The organism is Candidatus Gracilibacteria bacterium (assembly GCA_028687475.1).
In the GTDB taxonomy this organism is placed as follows: Bacteria; Patescibacteriota; Gracilibacteria; order BD1-5; family UBA2023; genus STC-74.
Genome location: JAQUAB010000001.1, coordinates 36,749 through 62,559 on the forward strand (window position 1 = coordinate 36,749; position 25,811 = coordinate 62,559).

At 40.6% G+C, this 25,811-nt stretch carries 27 protein-coding genes; 7 read left to right on the forward strand and 20 right to left on the reverse strand.

Annotation, left to right across the window (positions count from 1 at the left end):
- Positions 1-134: 134 nt before the first annotated feature.
- Positions 135-1,604 (reverse strand): glutamate--tRNA ligase, encoded by a 1,470-nt coding sequence (gene gltX / locus PHY14_00205; protein ID MDD2693335.1) that lies wholly within the window; start codon positions 1,602-1,604, stop codon positions 135-137.
- Positions 1,605-1,732: 128 nt separating this feature from the next.
- Between gltX and PHY14_00210 the strand changes: the two genes are divergently transcribed.
- Positions 1,733-3,106: a HAMP domain-containing sensor histidine kinase gene (locus tag PHY14_00210; GenBank protein MDD2693336.1), complete on the forward strand. Its 1,374-nt coding sequence runs from the start codon at positions 1,733-1,735 to the stop codon at positions 3,104-3,106.
- Between the two features lie 3 nt (positions 3,107-3,109).
- Here PHY14_00210 and rsmI read toward each other — a convergent pair whose 3' ends face one another.
- The 3 genes from rsmI to PHY14_00225 all read right to left on the reverse strand — a co-directional run bounded on the left by rsmI (position 3,110) and on the right by PHY14_00225 (position 8,111).
- Positions 3,110-3,772 carry a 16S rRNA (cytidine(1402)-2'-O)-methyltransferase gene (gene rsmI / locus PHY14_00215; GenBank protein MDD2693337.1) on the reverse strand — a complete coding sequence of 221 codons (663 nt, stop codon included), beginning with the start codon at positions 3,770-3,772 and terminating at the stop codon, positions 3,110-3,112.
- Positions 3,773-3,789: 17 nt separating this feature from the next.
- Positions 3,790-4,278, reverse strand: coding sequence for a hypothetical protein (locus PHY14_00220; GenBank protein ID MDD2693338.1), 489 nt, complete (start codon positions 4,276-4,278; stop codon positions 3,790-3,792).
- Positions 4,279-5,900: 1,622 nt separating this feature from the next.
- Positions 5,901-8,111 (reverse strand): type IV secretion system DNA-binding domain-containing protein, encoded by a 2,211-nt coding sequence (locus PHY14_00225; protein MDD2693339.1) that lies wholly within the window; start codon positions 8,109-8,111, stop codon positions 5,901-5,903.
- Positions 8,112-8,240: 129 nt separating this feature from the next.
- Here PHY14_00225 and PHY14_00230 point away from each other — a divergent pair, with 129 nt between their 5' ends.
- Complete coding sequence (locus PHY14_00230) at positions 8,241-8,486, forward strand: AbrB/MazE/SpoVT family DNA-binding domain-containing protein (protein ID MDD2693340.1); 246 nt, start codon at positions 8,241-8,243, stop codon at positions 8,484-8,486.
- Complete coding sequence (locus PHY14_00235) at positions 8,479-8,718, forward strand: hypothetical protein (protein MDD2693341.1); 240 nt, start codon at positions 8,479-8,481, stop codon at positions 8,716-8,718. The genes PHY14_00230 and PHY14_00235 overlap by 8 nt, the downstream gene beginning before the upstream one ends.
- On the opposite strand, the gene PHY14_00240 is transcribed toward PHY14_00235, so the two are convergent.
- Positions 8,713-10,449 (reverse strand): hypothetical protein, encoded by a 1,737-nt coding sequence (locus PHY14_00240; GenBank protein ID MDD2693342.1) that lies wholly within the window; start codon positions 10,447-10,449, stop codon positions 8,713-8,715. The genes PHY14_00235 and PHY14_00240 overlap by 6 nt on opposite strands.
- Positions 10,450-10,571: 122 nt before the next feature.
- On the opposite strand from PHY14_00240, the gene PHY14_00245 reads away from it, so the two are divergent.
- The gene (locus tag PHY14_00245; GenBank protein MDD2693343.1) at positions 10,572-11,339 is read left to right on the forward strand and encodes a helix-turn-helix domain-containing protein; all 768 of its coding nucleotides are present in this window, start codon (positions 10,572-10,574) and stop codon (positions 11,337-11,339) included.
- Between the two features lie 154 nt (positions 11,340-11,493).
- On the opposite strand, the gene dnaA is transcribed toward PHY14_00245, so the two are convergent.
- The 3 genes from dnaA to rplS all read right to left on the reverse strand — a co-directional run bounded on the left by dnaA (position 11,494) and on the right by rplS (position 14,237).
- On the reverse strand, positions 11,494-12,918 hold the full coding sequence (gene dnaA / locus PHY14_00250) for a chromosomal replication initiator protein DnaA (GenBank protein MDD2693344.1): 1,425 nt from the start codon (positions 12,916-12,918) through the stop codon (positions 11,494-11,496).
- A 262-nt stretch (positions 12,919-13,180) separates the two neighbouring features.
- Positions 13,181-13,678 carry an ElyC/SanA/YdcF family protein gene (locus PHY14_00255; GenBank protein MDD2693345.1) on the reverse strand — a complete coding sequence of 166 codons (498 nt, stop codon included), beginning with the start codon at positions 13,676-13,678 and terminating at the stop codon, positions 13,181-13,183.
- A gap of 208 nt (positions 13,679-13,886) precedes the next feature.
- Positions 13,887-14,237: a 50S ribosomal protein L19 gene (rplS, locus tag PHY14_00260; protein ID MDD2693346.1), complete on the reverse strand. Its 351-nt coding sequence runs from the start codon at positions 14,235-14,237 to the stop codon at positions 13,887-13,889.
- A gap of 171 nt (positions 14,238-14,408) precedes the next feature.
- Between rplS and PHY14_00265 the strand changes: the two genes are divergently transcribed.
- Positions 14,409-15,692 carry a tetratricopeptide repeat protein gene (locus tag PHY14_00265; protein MDD2693347.1) on the forward strand — a complete coding sequence of 428 codons (1,284 nt, stop codon included), beginning with the start codon at positions 14,409-14,411 and terminating at the stop codon, positions 15,690-15,692.
- A gap of 142 nt (positions 15,693-15,834) precedes the next feature.
- The gene (gene dnaB, locus PHY14_00270; GenBank protein MDD2693348.1) at positions 15,835-17,184 is read left to right on the forward strand and encodes a replicative DNA helicase; all 1,350 of its coding nucleotides are present in this window, start codon (positions 15,835-15,837) and stop codon (positions 17,182-17,184) included.
- 51 nt (positions 17,185-17,235) lie between these two features.
- On the opposite strand, the gene PHY14_00275 is transcribed toward dnaB, so the two are convergent.
- From PHY14_00275 to PHY14_00305, 7 genes are read right to left on the reverse strand one after another with little or no spacing between them, the layout of a single operon-like run.
- Positions 17,236-18,162, reverse strand: coding sequence for a hypothetical protein (locus tag PHY14_00275; GenBank protein ID MDD2693349.1), 927 nt, complete (start codon positions 18,160-18,162; stop codon positions 17,236-17,238).
- Positions 18,163-18,172: 10 nt separating this feature from the next.
- Positions 18,173-18,844 (reverse strand): type II secretion system protein, encoded by a 672-nt coding sequence (locus tag PHY14_00280; protein MDD2693350.1) that lies wholly within the window; start codon positions 18,842-18,844, stop codon positions 18,173-18,175.
- 13 nt (positions 18,845-18,857) lie between these two features.
- The gene (locus PHY14_00285) at positions 18,858-19,502 is read right to left on the reverse strand and encodes a prepilin-type N-terminal cleavage/methylation domain-containing protein (protein ID MDD2693351.1); all 645 of its coding nucleotides are present in this window, start codon (positions 19,500-19,502) and stop codon (positions 18,858-18,860) included.
- A 9-nt stretch (positions 19,503-19,511) separates the two neighbouring features.
- A complete protein-coding gene (locus PHY14_00290) occupies positions 19,512-20,039 on the reverse strand; it encodes a prepilin-type N-terminal cleavage/methylation domain-containing protein (protein ID MDD2693352.1) in 528 nt (175 codons plus the stop codon).
- An 18-nt stretch (positions 20,040-20,057) separates the two neighbouring features.
- Positions 20,058-21,125, reverse strand: coding sequence for a type II secretion system F family protein (locus PHY14_00295; GenBank protein ID MDD2693353.1), 1,068 nt, complete (start codon positions 21,123-21,125; stop codon positions 20,058-20,060).
- Between the two features lie 5 nt (positions 21,126-21,130).
- A complete protein-coding gene (locus PHY14_00300; GenBank protein ID MDD2693354.1) occupies positions 21,131-21,718 on the reverse strand; it encodes a hypothetical protein in 588 nt (195 codons plus the stop codon).
- Positions 21,719-21,744: 26 nt separating this feature from the next.
- A complete protein-coding gene (locus PHY14_00305) occupies positions 21,745-22,290 on the reverse strand; it encodes a hypothetical protein (GenBank protein MDD2693355.1) in 546 nt (181 codons plus the stop codon).
- Positions 22,291-22,342: 52 nt separating this feature from the next.
- Between PHY14_00305 and tsaE the strand changes: the two genes are divergently transcribed.
- A complete protein-coding gene (tsaE, locus tag PHY14_00310) occupies positions 22,343-22,789 on the forward strand; it encodes a tRNA (adenosine(37)-N6)-threonylcarbamoyltransferase complex ATPase subunit type 1 TsaE (protein ID MDD2693356.1) in 447 nt (148 codons plus the stop codon).
- Here tsaE and PHY14_00315 read toward each other — a convergent pair.
- Genes PHY14_00315 through PHY14_00335 form a run of 5 tightly spaced genes read right to left on the reverse strand, consistent with a single transcriptional unit; the run spans position 22,761 to position 25,734 of the window.
- Positions 22,761-23,627: a PrsW family glutamic-type intramembrane protease gene (locus tag PHY14_00315; protein MDD2693357.1), complete on the reverse strand. Its 867-nt coding sequence runs from the start codon at positions 23,625-23,627 to the stop codon at positions 22,761-22,763. The two genes, tsaE and PHY14_00315, sit on opposite strands and share 29 nt — an antisense overlap.
- A 3-nt stretch (positions 23,628-23,630) precedes the next feature.
- Entirely contained in the window at positions 23,631-23,837 is a 207-nt protein-coding gene (locus tag PHY14_00320) for a hypothetical protein (GenBank protein ID MDD2693358.1), read from the reverse strand.
- 10 nt (positions 23,838-23,847) lie between these two features.
- Complete coding sequence (locus tag PHY14_00325; protein MDD2693359.1) at positions 23,848-24,198, reverse strand: DUF2878 family protein; 351 nt, start codon at positions 24,196-24,198, stop codon at positions 23,848-23,850.
- Position 24,199: 1 nt separating this feature from the next.
- Positions 24,200-25,375: a M50 family metallopeptidase gene (locus tag PHY14_00330; protein ID MDD2693360.1), complete on the reverse strand. Its 1,176-nt coding sequence runs from the start codon at positions 25,373-25,375 to the stop codon at positions 24,200-24,202.
- 59 nt (positions 25,376-25,434) lie between these two features.
- A complete protein-coding gene (locus PHY14_00335; GenBank protein MDD2693361.1) occupies positions 25,435-25,734 on the reverse strand; it encodes a hypothetical protein in 300 nt (99 codons plus the stop codon).
- Positions 25,735-25,811: the final 77 nt, after the last annotated feature.

A 25,811-nucleotide genomic window follows, 5' to 3' on the forward strand; every position in this document is an offset into this window, starting at 1 on the left:
AATTGGAGAGAGTCATGCTGCTCTTCTCGCAGCATTTCCCGTAATACTCAATCGAGGGTCTTTTCTTATAAAAAGTCAGGAACCAGCTTCGAGTCACTTTCTAGACATAATAGAATTATATTAATAACTAAACACTATAACAATTCAAGTACTTTCTGTATTCTTTTGAGTGATTTATCTTTTCCGAGAATAAATGCAAGTTCGAATGCGCCAGGAGAAAATTCTTCTCCAGAAAGTGCGACACGAAGTGGCCAGAGTACTTGTCCATTTTTAAGACCTGCTCGGGAAATTGCTTCGAGGAGCGGAGTTTTGAGGTTTTCCAGTATAGAAAAATCTGTTGTTTCGAGTACTTCTTTTGCTAATTTTAATGATTCTCATGCAAAATCAAGAGTTTCTATTTTCATCTTCGGATTCGTGAGGAGATCTGTCCGGATTTCTGCATCCTGATACAGAAATTTTGTCAACTCAATATATTCATCGAATCGTTTCATGCGAAGCTGGAGTTCACGAAGAATTTTCGTATTGAACTCGTAATCTGCTGGAGCAAAAGTGCTCGTATAAAATTCATTCTCATACGTCTTCAGATATTCTGCGAGGCGTTCGTGAAGTTCTCCGATTTCCATTTTTTTCACGTATTCTCCATTCATCCAGTCGAGCTTGATTCGATCAAGAACTGCACCAGACTTGTGGATATCGGAGATTTCGAATTTTGCAATCATCTCCTCCATGGTCATGATTTCTTCATTTTGCTTCGGATGCCATCCGAGAAGTGCGATGAAGTTCAGAAGTGCTTCAGGAAAATATCATTTCGCGAGATACTCCGAGACGAAGGCATCACCCGTTCGTTTCGAAAGTTTTTTCCCATCGTTTCCGAGAACGCTCGGAAGATGTGCATATTCTGGAAGTGGAAGATTCAGTGCACGAGCTGTGAGAATCTGCTTTGGCATAGAGCTAATCCATTCTTCCCCACGCATCACGTGAGTAATCCCCATGAGATAATCATCGATAACGATAGCACCGTGGTAGGTTGGAAATCCATCTGACTTGAGGAGAACTTGGTCATCCACTTCAGAAGTGTTGAATTCTATGCGTCCACGGATGAGATCATTGAAAATAATTTTTTCTCCTTTTGGAACTTTGAGACGAATGGTATACTTTTCTCCATTTGCGATTTTTTCTCGAGCTTCTTCGAGAGGAATATGACGACAATGTCCATCATATTTTGGAGGAAGTTTGAGTTCTTCTTGTTCTTTCTTGAGCGCTTCGAGACGCTCAGAAGTACAGAAACAATAATACGCGCTTCCCTCTTCACAGAGCTGATGAAGTCGAGGTGTATAGATATCAAGTCGTTCGCTCTGTGTATATGGGCCATAACCACCATCATGGTGTGGGCCTTCATCAGGTCGCATTCCCACCAATGTCAATGTCTCAATAATACGATCCACAGCATCTTCTACGAGACGTGTACGATCTGTATCTTCGATACGGAGGATGAATTGTCCATCATTGTGGCGAGCCCAGAGAAAACAATAGAGCGCAGTACGGAGATTCCCGATATGGACATATCCTGTTGGTGATGGTGCGAGTCGAGTACGGACGGTCATAGAAAAATTCAAGATTAAAAATTCAAGATTCAAAATATGATAAGAATAGAGTCGAATATAGAGAAAAAGCTCGAAAAAGCAACAGAAAGCGCTCACAAACAATTCACAGAAAATATGTTGTATGAACTATGAAAGTTCCTATAATCTCCGTATTATTTCGCGATTATCCCCTTCTCGTGCTTCTCTCTTATCGTATACCACTCATCACGGGAATTATTCTCATACTCACCGCAATGGTGAATATTGTTGCGTTTCAGGTTCTTTCTGAGAAACATTTTGCTGAATATATCGCTTCATATGATACTGGAGCACTCACACCAAATCCTGAACAATTGAAGGCTTTTGTTGCGCTCTCGAAGCTCGATAAAAAAACACAAGAAGAATATGCTCAAGTCATCGCAGAACTCTCGAATCTCTCAACTTCGATAGAGAATATTAGCAAAAATCCGGAACTCTATATGACGACTGGAACTGGTAATAGTGATGAAATGCTGAGTATTCCCTTTCCGAAATACACAACAGGAATTCTCGATATACGAAAATTTCCCCTCTTTAATCTCCGGGCATTCGGTGAAGATAGTGCAGAATGACAGTTCGTGACTGGAGTTCTGTCAGGGCTCTTATATGTGAATCTTATTTGGTTCCTTTTGATATTGGTTTTCTATTTTTTCTGGATTCGTTCTATATTTCTTCCCGTGCAATCGATTATCGAGAATCTGGAACGAATTATTGGTGGAAAGAACTTCTCGAGCATTCGGTATACAAAAAAGAATGAATTCTTCCCACTCATTGTCACAATCAACAACCTCCATAAGGCTATTTCTATTCAGGAAAAAATCCGTTCTGATTTCCTCTCTGATCTCTCACATGAGATTCGAACTCCTATCACGGCGGTGAAGTGTTATCTCGATGGCATCGAAGATGGTATGATGACTCTCGACAAAAAAACAATTTCTCTTCTCCAATCTGAACTCACTCGACTCACAGATATTACCAGTCGAATTATGGATTATGAACATCTCACACGTGATACGTTCGATCATATCCATGTCGAAAGGTTTTCTGTACGTAGTCGTACTCTTCCTATTGTCGCTGAATATACACCACAACTCGAGAAGAATAATCAAAAAATTGTAGTGGATTTCCCGCGTGACACAATGACGAGTATGGATAGTGATATGTATGTGCAGATTCTCCACAATATCTTCTCGAATTTTATCAAATACGCTGGAAAAGATACAACGCTTCTCTGTAGATATGAGAAACGTGATAAGGAATATCTTTTTACTTTCTCAGATAATGGTGTCGGAATTCCTGAGGATGAGATGGATTTCGTGAAGGAGAAATTCTATCGTATCGATAAATGACGGAGTCAGAGTGATAAAAGTATGGGGATTGGTCTTGCGATTGTGGAGAGAATTGCGAGCCTTCATCATGGAAATCTCACGATACAAAAAAACCACCCTACTTGAGTGATTTTTGAAGTACGAATTGGACGATAATTTCTAGAATACAAGCACAAATTCTCCTTTCACCTTCCCCTCTCACTTATAATATTCTCTCACTTCTGCAATAGTTCCTCGTTTGAATTCTTCGAATTTCTTCGTAATCTCTCGACCGACGACGATATAATGATCTCATCCGAGATATTCCTCGAGTTCTGCGAGAGTTTTCTCGATACGATGCACTGATTCATACACGACGACGGTATATTCTTTATTCACCAGAGATTTTAGCATCGTCTGGCGTCACTTCTTCACAGGGAGGAATCCGAGATAGAGGTATTGATGACAGTCTATTCCGCTTGCAACAAGAGCTGAGAGAACTGCGGAAGCTCATGGAACTGGCGTGACCGTAATTCCTTCCTTGATAGCTTCACGGATAAGTACAAAACCAGGATCAGAAATCCCAGGAGTTCCCGCATCGGAGACGAGTGCTACTTCTTTTCCTTCCTTCAGGAGTTCGATGATCTTGTCCATCTTCGAGAATCCAGAATGTGAATGGAACGACATGAGTCGCCCATTGTTCGGAATATCGTAATATCCAAGGAGTTGTCCTGTAACACGGGTATCTTCACAGGCGATGTAGTCAGTTTCTTTGAGAATTCGGAGTGCACGAAGTGTGATATCCTCGAGATTGCCGATGGGAGTGGAGATGATGGAGAGCATACTTAGACTTTTAAAAATTAACCAATAACTTCCCTATTATAACACTCCTCACAATACACGATTTCCTTCCTATCTGGACTATACGTTGTAATTATATCCTTTCCACATTTGTCACATTTCCTCTCGAAGAGTTTTCTCGGATTTCTGAGAGCCATACGGTCAAGGTGGCGTTGGTCGGGATGTCTCCTTGGGATTGGGAGATTGTGCTTTCGATAGAACTCAAGTTCTTGTTTGATGATACGGAATGGTTTCTTGGTGACTTCGCACTCGATTGCCCAATTGAGAATGTCATCAGGAATCTTCGAAATATCTTCGGGAAGTTTGTCTGCTGGGATGATCTTCTCTACTTTGGGGAATGGGGGTTCATAGTCTGACCAGTTGAAGATTCCATCTTTTGTGGCTTCAGATTTTGTGAGAGGAAAATATTCCTGTGCTACCGTTTCATTATACCCAAATGGAGAAAGTGAACTCGGAAAGAATTCTCCCCATTCTCCTGTCTTCATCATATGTTCAATGATCTTTGGAACAAGGATTTCATATTCTTCACGAGTGTATTGTTTGTTGAGGATGCAGTAAGATTTGTTGCGAAGACCGATGCATCAGAAGAGGTTTGATGACCAACGACAAAGATAACTATAATTGATGGTACGACTATTTTCCCAACAGAGAAAAGAAAAATGAATTTTATTTACCCCATTTCATATACTAATAGCTTCATAGCAATTCACTGCTCAACCATAGCCTATATCATATCACCAAGAGTAGCAATCATAATTATCTTGAGAGTTTTGAAAGTAATGTACATATGCCGAATCCTCTATTTCTCTTGAATAGAAAGATAACTTTGTGTTTTTTGAATCAAAAAGAAAATCTCAAGAACTATTTTGACTTCAAGTAGTATTACAAGCCACGTGCACATGACTTTCTTTTTTATGTAAGAATTCTTCTATATTTTTCTTCATTCATTGTTTTTTTAGTTCTTCTACTCTCTTTGTGTATTCTCATTGGGAATATTGAATATTGTCAATACAAAATTCCTTATTCCTTAAATTAAAACAAGAGAAGCAATTATCACAATTTACACAATCGTATAAATAACTTGAGTTAGAACAGTTTATGCAGTTAATTCAAAATACAAGATTACTACATCAAGTTATATCTATACATTCATAACAATGATTTGAATTAAAAATTCCCAGTGAGTCAATGCAGTTCTTGGAAGAATATATATGGTAACAATAATAATCATCTTCACAGTCCCCGTTTTCAAATACAAGATAACAATTTTTTGAGGCTCAAGAAAAATTTACGTATTCTGAATTTTCATTTAGATTAGCATCTGTAATAAGACTTGGTGTTGGTACCACCCTCCAAAGTGCCCCTATCTGCTCCATTGCACTCCTTCCAAAATCAAACTCTCTCCCATAATCCATAGGATCCCAAGAATCACTCCACCAGTAGTCTTGATGATAGACTGTATAAGGTTTATCTGGCGAATAAATTGAAATAATGTCCTTTTGTGTTGCATCACATTTCCTCTTGTAGAGCTTCCGTTCGTTGCGAAATGAGAGGCGACGTTGTTGGCGACAATCCGGACAAAGTGTCGGTGTTGGAATTGAGTATTTCTTCCCACCAAAAGTCGGAGAAACTTTCTCGTAGAACTCTATATCCTTGTCGGTGATAGGAAAAGAAGTTCCACAGTGTTTGCAGGTTTTGGTTTCTACGAGAGTTTCGTTCGGAGGGATGGGGTACATAGTGCAAGAAAAAATCCTCCGTATTATGAAGGATTTTCGCATTTTTGCAAAAGAAAGTCTTCTGATTGATTTCCATAAGATTTCCATAGAATATTTGTGCTCCTGCCTCTTGGTCAGGGGCGGGAGGTTTATCCTTTAACCGATTTATCGTATGAGGAACCTCCTCGTATACCTCTGTGTCCTACTTGGATTCGAGGTGGTCACCAAAAAGGTGACAGGGCGAACTCGGAGAAAATTTCTTCGTCAGTATCGCTAACAGAAAAATCCCCACTGACATGGGGATTTTTCTTAAGGAGGTTTATTTCCCGATTTATCGTATTCCTCTTTCGAGGTCATGGGCAGTATAGCAGATTTTTCGAAAATGCAAAATTATTTTAGAGTATCGGCTCGCCAAAATCTTCCAGTTTTTTGACGATTTCTGACTGTGATTCTTTGATTTCTTTCACCGTTTCGAGTTTTGTACGATTATATGCTTTTCTCGATATTTCGCGAATTTTTGCTATACCATTATTTTTCGCATCCTCATCACGAACATCGAAGGTACGAATAGAGAAAGTATCTGCAGGAATACCGTTGATCAGGAGCTTGATATACGCCTCTCGAGCTGGGAGATTCCCGAGGTCATAGTCCGTCACTTGTGGCGCGAGATAGCCTGCAATCTTCGGTGTATCATCCATCGACACGCGGAAACTGACAAATGTTCCCACATTTCCGAATACTGCATTCTGGAGTGAAGATGGAATCTGGTTCAGGAATTGATGTGCCAGATGGAGAGAAAGTCCATATTTACGCGCTTCAGAGAGAATCTCAGAGAACGTGTCGGTCGCAAAATTCTGGAATTCATCGATATAGAGATAGAACGGCGTGCGATCTTTTGGCGGAGTATCTGCACGAGTCATAGCAGCCTGATAGAGCTTTGTCACGATCATAGCACCAAGGAATCCCATGATTTCTTCTTGGAGTTTTCCCTTCGGAAGGTTCACGAGAAATATCTTCTTCTTGTCCATAATATCACGGAAATCGATCTTGTTCTCAGCACCAGAGAAAATATTGCGAATCGCATCAATCGAAAGAATCTGTCCGACCTTGTTGAGAATCGGCATGATAGCTTCACTATTGAACTGCTGGCTCCATCCAGCGAATTCATTCGACCAGAAGTTCCGCACCACATCATCCTGAACCACCTCAATCATTTTGTAACGAAAATCCTTATCTGTCAGGGCTCGAACAATATCAAAAACGGTTGCACCGGGAAGATCATAGAGCGCCAGCACAATCATACGGAGCACGTGTTCGAGTTTCGGATTCCAATTCGCTCCGAAGAATTTCTTGAAGATATCGATAAATCCCTTAGCACCGATTTGTTTGGATTCACTAGGACGAAGAGAAAGCGGATTGAAGGCAAAAGGAAACTCCGTATCGGTCGGATCAAACAGCACAACATCCTTGTACCGTTCAGGAGGAATCACAGCAAGAATCTCATCGATGAGATCTCCATGAGGGTCAATCACCGCAAAACCATTGCCACGGTCGATATCTTCATGCATGAGTGAAGAGAGGAATTTCGACTTCCCTACTCCTGTTTTTCCGATCACATAGAGATGACGGACTCGGTCAAGCGGGAGAATCCCCACACCATTGCGAACGCCACGATAATCTGAGATTCCAATTGGAGTAATTTCTTTTTGGTGAGCATTCGGAATCGGTACATCATTCGGAGCTGGAAGTCGCTTGGAGTTCACACGGAGAAGCTTCGGTTCTTCTTTCGGATTTACTGGAAACTGGAAGAGCGAACCTACTTCTGGAGGGGTCATGATAATATGTGGATGTGCCAGCTTGATCACATCATGGAACTTGGTGATTTTCTGTGTATCTGATGAACGGAATACGAACTGGTTGTATGGGAAATTCTTATATCGGTCGAATGACTTCACAAGCAATTTCGAGAAAATATATTTTCGACTCTGGCTTTGTTCGAAAAGCGTAATTCCCACTTCGAAAACTTCATGATGCATCTTGTGTTCGAAATATTCGGCTCATTTATGTTTCCAATCTTTCTCGATTTTCGGATTCCAGAGATAGCGATAGAACTGGAATGCTTTCTTCACGCGAAGCCAGAAAAACCGAATATGCGCTCCAAGAAAAAACCCACGTTCGGTCGTATGTCGAGGTCGAAGCCCAAAATCGAGATACACGCTATCTTCTGGAGGAACCTGGTCAAAAAGACGGAACATCGCTGTCATATTATCCTCTTCTTCTGTGATATGGAACGGATAGAATCCATTGTTCTCGAGTCCGATATGACTCACATGAACGGTCTTTCCAGTCGCGAAAACCTGACTCCACATCGGAACAATCTCATACCCATAGAACCGCGTATATATCTCATTCGAGAGGTATTCGAGTGAATCCTCATCGCCCGTCAAGATATAGGAAATATGACGTTTTTCGAGCACGATTCCGATATGTACCGTATGATGTAGAGAATTCGCGATGATATCCAGAAACTGCACAAAATCCTCACGAGTTGTCTTGGTCGAGTGGAATGGAATGATATGTACGGAAGTGAGATGATGTCGTGACATGAGAAAAGCTTTCTTGTAGTATATATAAAAACAGTGGAATTGACAAAATATTTGCATTTTATACGAACAGAACTATACTAAAATTAGTTAATTTCATTAATTCCATTAATTCCATTAATTCCATGTATTATGACCTACATACTCAAACTCTTCAATACCTGACAAATAACTCTTCCGAAAAAATGGAGAACTCAAGCAAAAACAAAGAATTTTATGGCAACAGAACGTGATGGTGGACTTTTTATCGAGCCAATTTATGAGAAAACGAGTGATGTCACCTACTATGAGAATCCAGAATGATTCGGTATTTATTCCGATTCTGGCATGAATCCAGAGGATATTATCGCACGAATTAAGTCACTCCAAAATGGATAAAATCACAAAATTTCTCCTGAAACTTTCTCTTTCTGAGAGAATTATTCTTCTAGAAATACTCGAACAAATATCGAATCTTCATCTTGATAACTTGGATGTGAAGAAATTGGCCTGAGAGACAGATCTTTTTCGTGTACGAAAAGGAAAAATTCGTATTATTTTTCGGAAAGTTGGACAAAAATGAATGATAGTCAATATCGATTATAGAGGAGATGTCTATAAGGATTTATAGTATCTCCTTATTGTAGCATTCTTCACAATATACAATTTCTGGTCTGTCTGGAGTGCACCCCAAGGGTGCTTCCAAGCTCGGTTTCACCTCGCAAGGGGCGTATGTTGTAATCATATCTTTCCCACACTTGTCACATTTCCTCTCGAAGAGTTTCCGTGGATTTCTGAGAGCCATACGATCGAGATGGCGTTGATCTGGATGACGTTTTGGAATTGGAAGATTATGTTTGCGGTAGAATTCGAGTTCTTGTTTTATTATTCTAAATGGTTTCTTTGTAACTTCACATTCGATTGCCCAATTCAAGATGTCGTCGGGAATCTTCGAAATATCGTCTGGGAGTTTGGAGGCTGGGATAATTTTCTCGACCTTCGGAAATGGAGCTTCGTAGTCGCTCCATGCGAATCATTTATTCAGAGCGTCTGCTTTGGAGAGTGGGAAATATTCCTGTGCCACCGTTTCGTTGTATCCAAACAGAGAGAGTGATGATGGAAAGAACTCTCCCCATTCTTCAGTTTTTATCATATGTTCTATAATCTTGGGAACAAGTATTTCATACTGTTCTTTCGTGTATTGTTTGTTGAGGATGCAATATTGTTTGTTACGGAGACCGATACATCAGAAAAGATAGTTGGAATCAATACAAACCAGCAGATTATAGAGTGATGAATGCCCCTTTAGAAATCCATAAGAGAACAGTAGATTGTTCGCATTTTCGAATCCGATACTCTCATAACACCTCGCACAATCGAAGGCTTGAAAATCAATATCCATGGTATCTTTGAGATCGAGTGTATTTGTAACCCGTCGACAATCTTCACTCCTTTCTACCTCAAACCCGAGAAAGATGTTTTTCGAGTCTATAATATACTCGCCTGTTACATTTTCAGATCGAAGCTCATAGTTATGCCTATGTATTCACTTCTCGAAAGTGAAATTAAGAAGTTTTTCATTGATCTCTATCGATTTCTTTTTCTCCATGTATTCTTCTTTCGTATACTGTATATTATCTATACAGTAGCTCTTATTCCGCAAAAGTGAACATCCGATGCAGTGCTGACATCCAGCGAGATCATAGCTTCCAAAGCAAGCATAACAATCGACACATCCAATACAATAAGTGGAAGCATTAGTATTCACACAATCAATAAGCTCGTAGCCATTTTCACAATGACTGCAGTTATTACAGTCCACGATATTCTTGTCATGCATTACCCATCGACAGTACAAGGCATCTTCGTTTTGGCTCGATGCGAAGATGAGATGACAGTTTTTTACATTCGCTGAATAATTCACATATGGACTATTTTCCGAGTTTGCAACGAGGAGTCACATCTGTGGTACATTCTGTAAGAGTTCCTGAAGTTGATCGAAGAATGGTCGACTGAAATCGAAATCTCGCCCGCATTCTATCGCATCCCATCAATCGCTCCACCAAAAATCCTGATGGTAGACCTTAGTTGGTTTGTCTGGGGAAATATAGGAAATAATATCTCGTCCAGTGGCATCACACTTTCTCTTGTAGAGTTTCCGCTCGTTGCGGAATGAGAGTCGTCGTTGTTGTCTGCAATCTGGACACAGTGTCGGAGTGGGGATAGAATATTTCTTTCCAGCAAATACTGGCGACACTTTCTCATAGAATTCCAAATCTTTGTCTGTGATTGGGAAAGAAGCCTGACAATGACGACAAGTTTTTGTTTCTACGAGAGTTTCGTTTGGTGGGATGGGGTACATAGGAGAAATAAGGAATACTCTATTTATATTGATTCTTCACAGAATGCAAGGTTGAGAATTTGCATATCTCGTTTTTTATGATAGAATAGAGGAAATTATCTGTGATGATTTTTTCACAACACATGCAATTCTACGATTATTTCGAATCTCTCGGATTCACCCACAAAGAAGCAGAAATCTATCTCGCGCTCTACAAGCTTGGGATTCAACCCGCGTCCGTGATTGCCAAGTACGTCGATATCGAGCGCACGTACGTCTACAAGGTTCTCACAGCTCTCGCTCAGAAGAATCTCGTCTCCATCACCGACAAGAATGGGGTGAAGAATTTCTTCATCCCTGATATCTCGATCCTGAAGCGATATATCGAGAATGAACGGACAAAATATGAGAAAATGCATGATGAATTCGCGAGTATCGAAGTCGAACTCCAGAGTCACAAACAATGAGAGACACGAAATACGCCAAAAATATCACTCTATGAAGGTGGGGAAGGTGTGAAGAATTGTTATGAAGATATCGCGAATGAACTTCTCGAACATGGATATCGTTCATGTAAGCTTTTCGCATCCAATACCATCTTATCACGTTCAGGAAAATCTGATACTATCAATCAATATGCGAGTGATTTTCTCACGAAAATGGAAAAAGAATGACTCACTATCGATGCACTCCTCGGAAATGGTATCTGGCTCATGGAATCGATCGGTCAAGCACAGAATATCGATGAACTCCGCAATCTCCCAGCCACCAACGAATCCATCCAGATATTCATCGCTGGAGGTGTTGTCTATATCCTGATTTTCCGCGAGATTCCTTTTGCCATGAAGATTGCGAGTGATGAACTCGCTGGAGCACTTCATTTTCTCCTCGAACAGATCCCCAGAAAGTAAAAACCTCTCCATTTTTTTAGAGAGATTCCTACTTTTACGAGAGTGTTCATAATATTTTTCTCTTTTCCTTGCAATTATGAGAAGAAAACTCTCAAAATCTCTTTAGATGAGCCTGAAAGAGATCCCTCGTTCCTCGGGATGACAAAAAGGAAAGTTATATCCCGAGTTTATCACGAATCACATTGAGTTCGTAGACGACTTGTTGGTCTTTTTTCATGATGGTTTCGAGCTTCTTGCAAGAGTACATCACCGCTGTGTGATTGCGTCCAGAAAAGATATTCCCGATGCGCTCGTATGTATAGTGAAGCTTATTCTTGAGAAGATACATTGCCACCTGACGTGGAATCATGTTTTCTTTTTTGCGATCTTCTGAGAGAAGTGTGCGAATCTCGATGCCGAAATGATTGGATACTGCTTGGATGAGATCTTCGTAGCTACAATTTCCGATGCGTTGTGTACGAGTTTCTGTTAGGCTCGATGTGATAGATTTCACGGCAAGTTTCGAGAGACGGTATGCGACATTCTCGATCGTTGGAGGGGTTCCCTTGAGGTCATATTCGGCGATAATCTGGTTGAGTACTCATTCGATCTCACGAACGTTTGTTGTCACATTTTCGGCGATGAATTCTCCGACTTCCTGAGAAAGGATAAATTCACGAGCACGAGCTTTCTCCTGGATGATAGCGAGACGAGTCTCATAATCAGGTTCTCCGAGATCTACCGTGATTCCCCACTCGAATCGGCTCTGAAGGCGTGGTTCGAGTTCTGTGAGTTCTTTTGGTGGACGATCTCCAGAGAGGATAATCTGCTTCCCTGCTTCGTAGAGGATATTGAAGATATTGTAGAGCTCTTCTTGAGTTTGTTTTTTACCTGCGAGAAATTGCACATCATCGATAACGAGAACATCAATCTGGCGGTATTTCTCACGGAGTTTGTCCACGGAACGACCCTTGATACTCGCGACATAGTCCGTGAGGAATCGATCCGCCGTCGTATAGACGACCTTGAGGTTTTTGTGTTTCGAACGAATCTGATTGGCAGTTCCCTGGAGGAGGTGTGTCTTTCCGAGACCAACATTTCCATAGAGATAGAGTGGATTGTATGAAGATCCTGGGCGACGAGCAACGGCTTCTGCAGCCGCATGAGCGAGCTGAGTACTTGGCCCGACGATGAAGTTATCGAGACGATAACGATCATTGATGAGACGAGAATTGATACCATCTACAATTTCTACTCCTTCCGCTTGTTGTTTTTTTGTAGTTTTTTCGCTTTCTTTGAGCGTATTTCGACAATCAACGACATATTCTTCTGTCTTGGAATCGATCGCATCATCGACGACGATATCTATAGAATCAATAGTCGGAACTATTTTCTGGATAGCAGTTTTGATTTCTGTATAGAACTTGCTCGCGAGGTTATCTCGATGAAAAGAAGAGATAACACCAAGGGTAACGGAAGTATCTGTGACCTGAATCAGAGAAAACTTCTTGAAATAGGTGAGAAAATCCTGTTTTCGGACTTGTGTCGAGAGTTCTCGGACGACGAGTTGGAGATGCGAAAAATCGAAAGTTTGGGACATGTTGGAATCAAGGGTGAAGGAAAATTGACTCTTTGTATTTTTTGTTTACTGTACACGATTACTTCCGCTTTGTGAACTCAGTTTTATTCTTTTTTCCAGTGAAGTCAAAAGAAAAAAAAAGGTTGACAGGAGACATCGAATACCATTTTTGCTCGGATTTCCAAGTAGACTTCTTCACCATTACTTCACACAAAAATCAAGAGAAAAATATAAAATCTTTTTCCTCTATTTTCGCATTGGGATTATGAGAATGAATATCAAATTACCTTCCTCATTCTGTTTCCAGAATTCGTTTTTGTGTTTTGGAACGAATCCATTCCCTTCACCATTCGAACTGTGTGAGGATGTACAATGGAATTTCCATTAACATTTTTGAGAATATTTCTCTCGAAAACATATGTCGAAGTACGAACGGACGTCCATTTGGTACATATTTCCAAAATACTTCTTCCACAGACGAAGTATCTGCGTCGTGTATTCCGAGTTTGGTATATATTGATTGTATTCTTGGAAGACGACCAAGATGAGAAAACAGTACGAGCTTTCTATTCTGTAAATCTCTATCTTCTTTTATCAGAGCCAACGATTTCTCTGCATTATCCCACGTATCACACGCACCTTCCTCGAGAAGAACAATAGGTGTTCATATTTCTTCAGGGATTAATTCTTTTATAGCTTTTTGGTATACGTCTCGTAAATGTTGCGCTTCTGATGGTTTTTCTGGTCCAGATGTCTGTCCTCCTGAAAAAAATAATTGCAAAAAAAGCATCTTTATTATTATGAGCAATAAGATGCGCAATAGCTCTTCCACGAAGAGCGTTGATTTCTGGTTTTCCATCACCATGGACAATGAGTATTTTTCATGTTTCTGACATGTTGACAATATATAGAATTTCCTATTTCCTGCAAATATTTCGAATAAAAAAACTCCCTGATAATATTCAGGAAGTTCTGTATATAGAGTCGAATTACTTAATCTCCTTGAGACGTGCAGCCTTACCAGTGAGTTCACGAATATAGCGGATATTCTTGCGACGAACCTTGAATTGGCGAAGAACCACAATCTTTGCGATAAATGGAGAGTTGATCGGGAAAATCTTTTCGATTCCGACACCTTCGATATCAGCACGAACAGTGATAACCTTATCGAGAGCAGTCTTTCCTCGCATAGAGATGATAAGACCCTTGAAGAGTTGAATACGTTCTTTTTCACCTTCTTTGATAATCTGGTGTACTTCTACTTCCATTCCTGTTGCGAGAACTGGAGTGTCTGATTTTTGTGCTCCGGCTTGGATTTGAGCGATGAGAGTTGCGTCCATGATGAGAATATTAGATTTGAAAACGGGCGGATTATATAACTATAGAGATAAAAAGCAAATAAATTTTCGAGATTTTTTCGAGAGAGTCGGGAAATATCAAAAAATACTTTTTCTCGTTTGCAAATTTCGACTTTGTCCATATCATACGCATCATAAATTGTATACAGAAACATGGAATTCCTTTTTTGAAATCAGATGGCTTCGCTGGAAGCAATCATTGTTCTCCTCTGTGTCGCTCTCATATGTGTCATATTTCTCTACGATGGATATCGCTTCGTAGCACGTGTTCTTGGCATTCTCACGCCTCGCAAAGAGTATGTGAAAGAAAAACTGGCGGAAGAAGAGAAGAAGGAAGAAGATAGTCTCGCTCGTGTAGAAGAAGAAGTTGTACAAATATCTGAAGAGGAATTCATTCCTGAAGAGAATCTCAGTGGTGATAGTGGGGAAATAGAGCAAGTATCTGAAAAAATGACGCAAGAAGAGATTATCTATGAAATGGAGGCAGCATCATCAGAAAATGATGAACATATCGAGAAATATTTCCAAGAAGAAAGCGCAGAAACAATAGAAGACATCTATAAAGAAGAGCTCGATTCCCTTCCTCTCGATATCCAAGAGGAGATCTTATCTTCAGAGACAGAAACATCAGAAGAGACTCCGTCAAAAACAATAGTTACTGAAACATTTGATGTTCCAGTGGAAGAAACAATCGAAATTCCAAATAGTTCTCTTCCATCTGATGAAGAACCAATCGAAGAATCTCCTGAAACTGTGCCATATGTCCGACCAACTCATGTTCATGAGGAAATCGAAGAAGTTCCAAAAAAAGAAACACCCCAGATTTCTCCAGAAAAACGAGACAAACTCATCGAGATTACCAATAACACGAAAACTCTCATTGCTCGCGGGCACATCCCCGAAGCACGTGCGCTCATCATCGAATGACTCTCACTCTCGAAGAATCATCGCGAGCTCAATATCATGCTCGGTGAACTCTATGAGCGCGATCATGGATTCGAGAAAGCAGAATTCATCTACAAGGATCTCGCGCATACATATCCTGATGATGCAGAAATCCTCATGCATCTTGCGGGAACGCTCGCTATGCAGCGCAAGTACCGAATCAGTTATGAGCTCTACAAAAAGATTCTCTCGCTTCAGGGTGAGAGCGAGGAAGTACTCTATACTATCGCTCATCTTGCTTCTGAACTCGGAGAAACAGAAGAAACCTATGAATACGCGCGAAGCTATATCAAGCAGTATCCGAAAAATCCAGAAGTTCTCTGGCTTCTCTCCCAATCTCAGGTCGCACTCGGAAAAAGAAAAGATGCCATAGAAACGCTTATCAAGCTCAAAAACCTCACTCCATACAATCAAGAAATCGTCGATCTCATCGGGAAACTCGTGACCGAAGAAGAGATGGCTGGGAATTTTGGTGAGGAGACGCATCAATAATAATTAGAATTTTGAATAAAAAATTTAGATAATACCTTTGATGTCATTCTGGGTTTATCCCAGAATCTAGATTCCTGCATTCGCAGGAATGACAGAAGGTTGTACTTTATTATACTAAGTTACTATATAACCAATCATTTCCTTGGCTCTCACAACTCCTCCACATAGTATCGAAGCAGAACGCGGTGTTCTCGGTTCTATCCTTCTCGACAAAGACGGTATTATCCAAGTTGCTGGACTTCTTATTCCTGAAGATTTCTATGATCCTTCTCATGGGATAGTTTTTGCAGCGATGATCGACCTCTTCACGCGCAATCGGCCTATCGATGCTATCACGGTTCGCGAAGTGATCGATGATCAGAAAAAACTCGAATCTATCGGTGGAGATATGTTCCTCAATGATCTCATGACGAGTGTCTTCACAAGTGCGAATATCTTCCAGTATGCGCAGATCGTGAAGAACAAAAGTGTCCTCCGCAAGCTTATCCGTGCTGGTACAGAAATTACTCAGGCAGGATTCGATGAAGTATCCGAGACAACAGAACTTCTCGAAAAAGCAGAAAAGTCACTTTTCTCTGTGACTCAGACATTTATCCAGAACAAACTCACACCGATCAAGGACATTCTCAATGCCCGCTATGAAGAATTCGCTGCAATACACGCGGATCCAAACATGGCGCAACATTCGAGTATTCCTATTGGTTACCCGACGTTCGATCACAAGCTCGGTGGATTCAAACGTGGAGACCTCATCATCCTTGCAGCACGTCCATCGATGGGTAAGACGGCAATGGCGCTGAATTTCGCTCAGAATGTCGCAGAAAAAGCGAAACATGTTGCTATATTTTCTCTCGAAATGTCCAAGGAACAACTCACCGATCGTCTCATCGCTGCTGCGATGGCAGTCGATAGTTGGAAGCTCCAGAAAGGAAAACTCTCAGAAGATGAGTTCTCTCGTATGGGCGATGCACTCGAGAAGCTCTCTCGTTCAAAAATCTATATGGATGATTCCCCTGCTGGTGCAGGTCTCGTAGAGCTCAAGAGTAAGGCTCGTCGTCTCAAGATGGAGTCTGGACTTGATCTCATCATCATCGACTACCTCCAGCTCATGTCGAGTGGAAATAGCATGAACCGTGTGCAGGAAGTATCTGAGATTTCTCGTGGACTGAAGTCGCTCGCTCGTGAACTCGATGTTCCAGTCATTGCTCTCTCACAGCTCTCGCGTGCGCTCGAAGCTCGTCCCGACAAGCGTCCTGTGATGTCTGATCTCCGTGAATCAGGAAGTATCGAGCAAGATGCAGATATCATTCTCATGATCTATCGTGATGATTATTACAATGAGTTTTCCGAGAATCCTGGTGTATCAAGTGTTTTTATCCGTAAGAATCGTAACTGACCAACCGGACAAGTGGATCTCAAGTTCGAGAAGCAACATCAGAAATTCTATGAAATCGAAAAAGCTCATGATGCTTTCGGTGATGAAGAATTCTAAAAAATCCCCTCAAAACTGAGGGGATTTTACTTGAGATGATTCCGTTGCAGATTATCTATTGTAGATTCCGTACCGAATCGCATCATAGTATTTGCTCTTATCTTCTGAGAATTCTACTGATTGCATACTATTTCCCTTTTTTGCTTCTGTGAGCACCTTCAGAACGGGCAATGTAAATGGGTTATTAGATTGAATCGTGAATGAAGAAGGTGTGGAGCTATTATTGAAAATCAGTAAATAAGGGTCTTTATAAACTGGATTTCCGAGAAAATCTGAGACCTTCACAGAAGAGTCATAGAAATATTCGATACTATCACCACCATATTCTATACCATGAACTCCATCACCACACATTCATTTCACTCATTCGCTATCATAACAATCCATTCACCGAAGTCGAACTGTCCCAATGGTATCAGTAACTATAGTTCATGTTCCTGCGAGACTAATATTTTCTGATCCACTCATCGCAACGATACTCCAAGAAAGTGCAGAAATATCTCCCGTAGAAGTGAGAGAAAGTGTAGAAATCCCCTCTGTCATAGAGTTATTTCTCGGATCAAGAGAACGGGAAGCACCAGTAATGATATTCCCAGTTCCAGCAAAAAGCGGAAGAATCAGATGGCTCGAACCAGAAAGAGTAAAAGTTTTATCTTTTGACTGAGAAGCTATCTGATATTGTACTTGTGTTCCGAGTGTTCTCGGAGTATTTCCGACGAACATTTTTGCATCTGGATCAGTATTTGTCATGGTATCTTGGAAGCCTTCACGATGATTTTTCACCTTCAGCATCGCGTATTCGAAGGCACCATCCGCTTGTGCATATGAGATAATATCATTGTATTGGAAGCGTGAAAGTTTGAGTTCATTGATATAAATACTCGCCAGACTCGTCATGATAATCAAAAGTACACCGATAGTTCAGAGCGCTACCAGAATCGAGAAACCTTTTCGAGATGAGAGTACAGGAGAAATCATGATACGGGGATTATGTATTTTCTTTGAAGAATCGTTCACTGATAGTTGTCTGGATATGGAGCCTAGTATCACCGATGAGATTCGATGGGATTCCGATACGTGGCATGAGTGCGAGTGTGAATATGAGAGTGACTTTTTTTTCTGTGTTTTTTCCATCGCCTGATATATAGAACTTCAGGTTTTCGATTTTCACACGTTTCTGGGATTCCTCAGGGATGAAGCTATCTACCAGATTGAATGCGTTCGTATAATCTGATCCATTGACCAGATACAGCCCACAATGTGTTTTCGGATCTATCTTGTCGACTGCTTCACAGTGATTGATAACAGTCGTTCATCCGAGAATTTCCTTTTTTCCATATACGTATTTCGTTGTTCCATCTCCCACTGAGAGTACTTCACTTCCGCTCAGAGAATACGTATCAGGAGTATTCCAGTACACATAGGAAGTTCCATCAGAAAGCGTATTTCCATGGATTCATTTCTGTCGCACATCATCTGCAATCCGCTCGGTGATCTCACGCGCTGTCTCAGAGAGGTGACGAGTTTGGCGCATTTTCTGTCCGAGATACGTCGTCTGGATATAGATCGAAGTTATCGCAAGACTCATCATCCCAAAAATAGTGATTGAGATAACGAGCTCTACGAGCGTGAATCCAGATGTCTTTCGAAAGTGAAACATGAGAAATTTTTTATTATTTTTTCCAGTCGGTAATGAGTGACTTTAGATCATATTCTTGATATCCACGGGATTGCACGAGTACACGAGCATCAATCGTATATCATTGTGTTTTTCCATCTTTTTCGACGGCAATAGTATTGTCATCTCCATCTGAGAAAGTAAGAGGAGAAATGATAATATATGAAGCATAAATGGTTCCTGTTGCGGTTGGTGTATGTGTGTAGCGACCCTGGGCATCGAGATAGAGACGAGAAAGTGAAAAACGATTTGCTATATCTCCCGTGAGTGTGATAGGTTTCAGTTTGACTGGCATTTTGAGTACTTTTCCATCGGTTGACTGAATCGAGACTCCAGAATACGCGAAATTATTCTCTACGATATAGGTACCAGATGCGAGTCCTGTTGCCGTACTCCCATCGATAATCACACTATCATAGGGAATGAAATTCCGAACGTTCGAATTACGAATATTTTTCACGAGCTCTATTTCTTCTCTGAGAAGATTCCCTGCAACAATCTCATAACGAGAATAGAGAGAATTATTGATCGTCGAATGAAGAAGTGCGAGAATCCCCGTCATCCCGATCGAAAAAATCAGCATACCAACGATAAGCTCTACGAGTGTGAATCCGGATGTTCGAGTGAGAACACGAAGCATAAATGCGAATTAGTAATAGGGGCGAAGGAGAATCTGACGAGCACGACCACTCGCGAGAGAAGCACCAGGATATCCGATAGTCATAGTGATTCCCGTGAGCGAGACTTCTGTTCCACCCGTCGAGAATTTCCCATATCCATAGGGTGGTTCGATATGATAGATGATTTCTGATGTACCTCCGAGCTCTATCCCAGAAAATGATTGAATCTGTATTTTTTGTTCGAGAGGTAGGGTCTTATAGAATTTTTCTGGACTTGTTCCACCAGTCGACATATAAATATTCACTGATTCTGCACCTATCGTAAAATGAAGATAGAGATGTGCATGTGAATCAGGATTATAGAGGATTCCATTTTTCACATCATTATGTGCGAGGATCCATTCCTGGGAAATACTATCAATATTTTTCTCGACGCGAGAACGATCCATATAGTACCCGTATGGAAAAAGTGCGATTCCCATAAGAATCGCGATCATCGTTGTTACGATCATCAACTCGACGAACGTAAATCCAGAATGTGAAAAGTTCCATTTCATGGGTTTGTAGCGTAATTTCTATTCTCCAGCAAGTGAAACTATCTGCATAATAGCAGAAAATATTGCTACCGCAAACCAAAGTACAAATATACCAGCAAGAAGCAATGCCACTGGCTCGATGAATTTTACCATAGTTGAGAGTGCCATATCTACTTCACGACGATATTGGAGAGAAATCTTATCAACAACGTTTCCTATAGTTGACGTTCTTTCAGCACTTTCCATCATCTGGAGAATATCAGGCGAGAAGAAAAACCCTGCAGCATCGCGTTCCCGCATAGAAGTCGAGATTTTTGTTCCACGAGCGACATCATCAGCAATGCTCACAAACAGTTGTTCGATAATTCTATTTCCTGCACTTGCGCCAGTGAGACGGAGAGTCTTCACGATACTAACTCCAGCATTATTCAGAAGTGAGAAAGTTGACATCGAACGAACGATGAGGTAGTTCTTGTAGACTGCACCGGTGAGTGGAAAATAGATTTTCTCTCGATCCCACCACTTCTTCCCTACCTCACTGCGAGTATATCATTGGAAAAAAAGCACAATTGCCACAAAACCAAAAAACAAGAAAAGAAAATTATTTCGAAAAAAATCACTCGTCGCAATGAGACTTTTTGTTGTCCAAGGCAGTTCACCTGTCGCACCAGCAATAATCGGCATAAGCTGTGGAATCACATAGATCATCACTACAGTAAGTGCGATTATGAGAAATATTATAATAATGAGTGGATAGGTCATCGCGGAAATAATCTTATTGCGGAGTTCTTCCTGAGAACGAAGATCCTTCGCAATCGCGAGAAATGACTGCTGAAGCATTCCTGTCTGTTCCCCACTTTCGACGATAGCAATTTCCTGTTCACCGAAGAAGTTCGGGAGTTTTCGCATAGCAATATTGATGGCATCACCACTTTCGACGAAAAAAAGAAGATGATCCACTCATTCTTTGAGTTTGCCTTCGAGAAGCCGTTCTCTGAGTCACTTGAGTGCAGATAGTAATGTCACTCATCCCTCGAGAAGATTCGCAATATTCTCATAGAAAAGCGCTTTATCCTTAACCGAAATACTAGAAGAAAAGATTTTCATACAAATTATTCGTAATAATAGATTCCAATCGAAAGAGACAGAGAAAATTTCCCACCATTTGTCAATGATTCTGAAGGTGCTGTATCAATGGGAAGAATAATATCATCAAGCGTGAAGGCATAGGATGAATTCGTCGTGAGATATGTGATATAATCAATCACATCATACATATCTGTGCCGGAAACATTAAAACTCACATGTCCGAGTGAGAGTCCACTTGGAAGTTTCGCTCATTTATCAACAGAAATAGAACCGATTGCAATTTTTGCATCTGTTCCGACTCCTGTTTTTGTGAAATCATTGAGCATAATTGTCTCCATAATATCACTCGCTTCGAATTTTTTATTTATTTTTTCGACTTTTTTCGCGATATCAGTCGTTGCTCTTGAAGCGAATTCAGCTTGGATTTTGAGCAATTCATCTCGCATTTTCACTTTCGATTCTCGATTGGTTTCTACTGATGTGAAAGTGGTTGATTTTTCCATATACTGAAGATATATGGATTTCGTAATAAAAATCAGAAAAAATATCGTGACTGCAAGAAGAATAGGGGTGAGAACTCTATTTTGTCGAGCGATTGTTTCGTTGTGCATAGAAAAATAATAATAAAAGTAAAGGGTTAGTATGTTTTCCCAACTACCTTGAATTGAATCGATGTTGTTCGTGACTTCATATCTCCAGAAATCGAAAGAATTGGTTCGAGTGAAAAATATTGCTGACCACGCGCATATTCTCGCATCATCTTGATAATCGTTGCCGCTGGATCTGGATGAACCTGAGGATCTCATTCTGTTGCGATGAGTGTCGTAGAAATAGTATCATTCATTACACTAAATCACTTCAGTCGAACATTGGCTACGACCGCTGCGCGTTGGAATTCTTTTACGAGCCCGTTGATATCGAGAGAAGGACGAATAGTATTTGCACTGAGGATTTGTGCGATAATCACTTTTCTATCTTCACTTGCTGTTTGTATCTGTGTATCGAGTACTTGCAGCTCTTGCTGTGTCGATGCGATTTTCTTGTCGAGATAAAAATTATAAGCACCAAGTAGTACACTTCCGATTAGTACAATAGCACTCACTATAAGTGAGAATATCCATGGAAAACGACTAGGAGTTAATGAGCTTGATGCTCAAAGAATTTGAGGCTGTTTTATTTGCATAATAATGAATTATAAATATTCTTCGTGTAAGAATAACACAAAAATGAAGTTCATGCAAAAAAATACAAATTTTCTTCTTGACATATATGATAATATTTTCGAAGAGACACTTTCTGAGAGAACTTTTCCCCTTCATTCTGGAGACCGAATATTTTTCATAGGTGATCTCGGGAGTGGCAAGAGTACTTTTATCCGTCACTTGCTCCGCTCTCATTTCCATGATGATTCCCTCATCGTCCGGAGTCCAACCTATACGTATTATCAGAAATATGGAGAAAATATCTATCATTTTGATCTCTATAGACTCGAATCGCTCGAAGATTTCTACTTCATCGGCGGTCAAGATATCATCGATAATCCGAACAATATCTGTCTCATAGAATGGCCAGAGATTCTCGGAGAAACCATTTCTCCGACCAAAAAAATATCCATCACCACGAATGAAGATGGAAGTCGGAGATTCGAGATATCTACTCGTCGAGCACCAGCCACTGAGTAAAAGAAAAATATGCGACAAGAGAAAAAATAACCACAAAAATCATATTTCATGAGGCAACGAGCTCATTGAAGAAAAGGTGCGCGAAACTCGCAAGAAGGAAGCCTATGAGAAATGTCAGGATATAACGGAACGAGAAAACTCCGTAAGAAAGTGCTTTCCACCACATCATCACGCAGATACTCGCAGCAAACAGATGAGAAAGGAGTGAAAAAATCGAACGGGTGATTCCTGTGAGAAATATATTCCCGAGACCAAGAGGATAGACTTTCGCTAGATAGAGAATATTCTCGAGAAAGACGAAACCAAGTGTAATGAAGAATCCAAAAATAAGTAAATCCCGTCGTGAGAATCGAAATTGTTTCGCCGTGAGTCCGACGCTCGAGAGATGTTTGAGGGATTCTTCGAGAGAAGCAGCAAACAGAAAACTCGATATCCCAGCTACCATGGGAAGAGTATTCGTGAGAGAATCGGGAAGAAATCCAATTCCTATTTCCAATATAATATAGAGAATGAGAAATATTCCTGCATGAAGAAATGCAATTTTTCGAAGGAAAACCTTCACATAGGGAGATCATCGCCCACTCGCAATCCATACGAAACCAAGTAATAGAGCCAATATCACTCAAAGTGCAAATATTCGCAACAAGAGAGAACCTTCGAGAAAGTCTTGAAGAAAATAGATGACGCCGACTGATAATCCACCACCAATCATCCCATAGAAAAAGCGTTCCCGATTCCACTCGTGGCGAGAAAGCATATTCATCCCATATCCCCAAAGAAATATCGGGAAGAATGCGAAGAGAACGAAGAAGATGAGAGAAAAAATCTGAGAAAGCATTTATTATTTTCGTTTTCGGATAATCTCATAACCACCGATAGACCAGCGTGATTCGTTATCATTCGCTTTTTTCTGCATCATGGCAATCGAGAAAAAGAGAGAATTGAGTCCAACGAAAATGAAGAAAAACCCAATGAGGTATGCGAGGAATTGTGGGTATGCGATGATGATGCCACCGAAAGCGAGACAGAAGAGTGCGAAGTAAGACATATATTGTAAATTATGAATTATGAATTGTTATATTGTCTTCGAGAATGGCATTTCCGTGACGAATCGCGACAAATCCATATGCCCAAAGAAATGGAAGCCAAAGTGGTATGAGTCCAAAGAGTGAATTTCCCTGAAATACCTCAACTCCTGTGGAGATAAAAAAGCATTCGGAGAGCGTCATTATACAGAATCCGAAAAGAAAGAAAATCCAATCTTTTTTCTGATATCCTATAACCAATGCAATTCCGATAATAACAACATAAACAATAGTCAGAAAGAAATCATTCTGAATAATAGGAATCAATCCTACCATAAGAAGTATTGGTATAAGATTTATGAGCATGAGATATACTTTTTTCATACTAGAAGAACTTAGAAACATCGAAAAATGCAATCAGAAGCGAAAGTCCGAGAAGAAGAATCATCCCAAAAGTGTGGATATACGCTTCAATCTGAGCCATACGATTTTTCCCTACTACAAAGAAAGAAAGGAGTGAAGCAATCGTGGTCGAAAGTAATCGCCCACCATCAAGCGCTGGAAAAGGAAGAATATTGATAACTCCGAGATTGATCGATATCATCGCGATAATGAGGAGAATCATCCTGATAGTAATTCCAATATCCACCATCTCGACCATTCCTGCGCCCATTCCGATTGGTCCGGCAATCATTCATTTCGCTTCTTCCCTATCGGCGGGAGTTTTTGGTACGATGAGATTCTTCAGTGTTTTTCCGAGAACATCCACGGTCATATATGAGAGCACGTATGTCTCCTGAACTGCATTCTGGAGAGATTCTACTGCACCATATTTCTCTTTATAATTCCTATTGACATCGAGATTGCTATATCCGATATACATTCCGACTTTCCCATTTTCGGGTGTGAGATTCACATTTCGTTCGCCACCAGTTCAGGATAACACCAATGCAACTGTTGTATTTTTCTTGATGGCATCGATGAGCTCCTGTGGATGAGTGATCTTCATGCCATTCACTGACACCACAACATCACCCGAAATAATCCCTGATTTCTCAGCGACACTGCCAGTCAGTGGTGTAAGTTCGATTCCGCTGTAGACAAGATATCCTGTATCAATTGCCTTCTTCGGTGATGGGAGAAGGAGTGAATTATAGTCTTTTTCGACGAGAAAATTCGGTGCGATCGGTTCTGTTCCGATGAAAAAAAATCCGAACAAGATGACAATTGCGAGAAGAAAATTCATCGTCACTCCAGCGATGAGAACGAGCGCGCGTGCCCACCAAGATTTCGCTGCAAAACTATCTGCATCGGACGACTCTGGACTTCCTGGATCTTCTCACTTGATACGCACGAATCCTCCGATCGGAAGTGCATTGAATGTATATTCCGTTCATTTTTTGTCCGTGAAGAGTCGAAATACTTTCGGCGGTATACCGAATCCGAACTCAAGTACCCGCATCCCTGTCATGCGCGCTGTCAGGAAATGTCCAAGTTCATGAATCAGAACGACAACAAGAAAAATGAAAAATGTCAGCAAAATTCCAAATACAATATCCATAACGAAAAATAGGAAATAAGAGAGAGGAGATAGACATCTACCCCCTCTACTCTTAGCGCCTAGTCAGCGATCTGATCCTTGATATGACCAAAGAGATGATTCACCAGATCATGCAGATTCGCGAAATTCTCACGTTCCGATCGATATGCTTTTCCATCGATAGTTATCACGAGCTTTCCTGTAGATTGATTGTCTTTCTCACGTTTGAGAGTGAGCTCGACACGGACAGGATTTTCTCACTTATGAAGTTTTCGGATGTATGAATCGAGTTTTCCTGTGAGATTGTTCTGGATAATGATTTCGACACTTTCGCGTTCAACGGGATAATCTGCAGCATGGAGAATGATTTCTGTGTTCATAAAATGAATGGGTTAAGTAGTGATTAGTTTTTGATTATTGGTATGAGCTCTATTTTTGTTATTTCGACCGAAGTGAA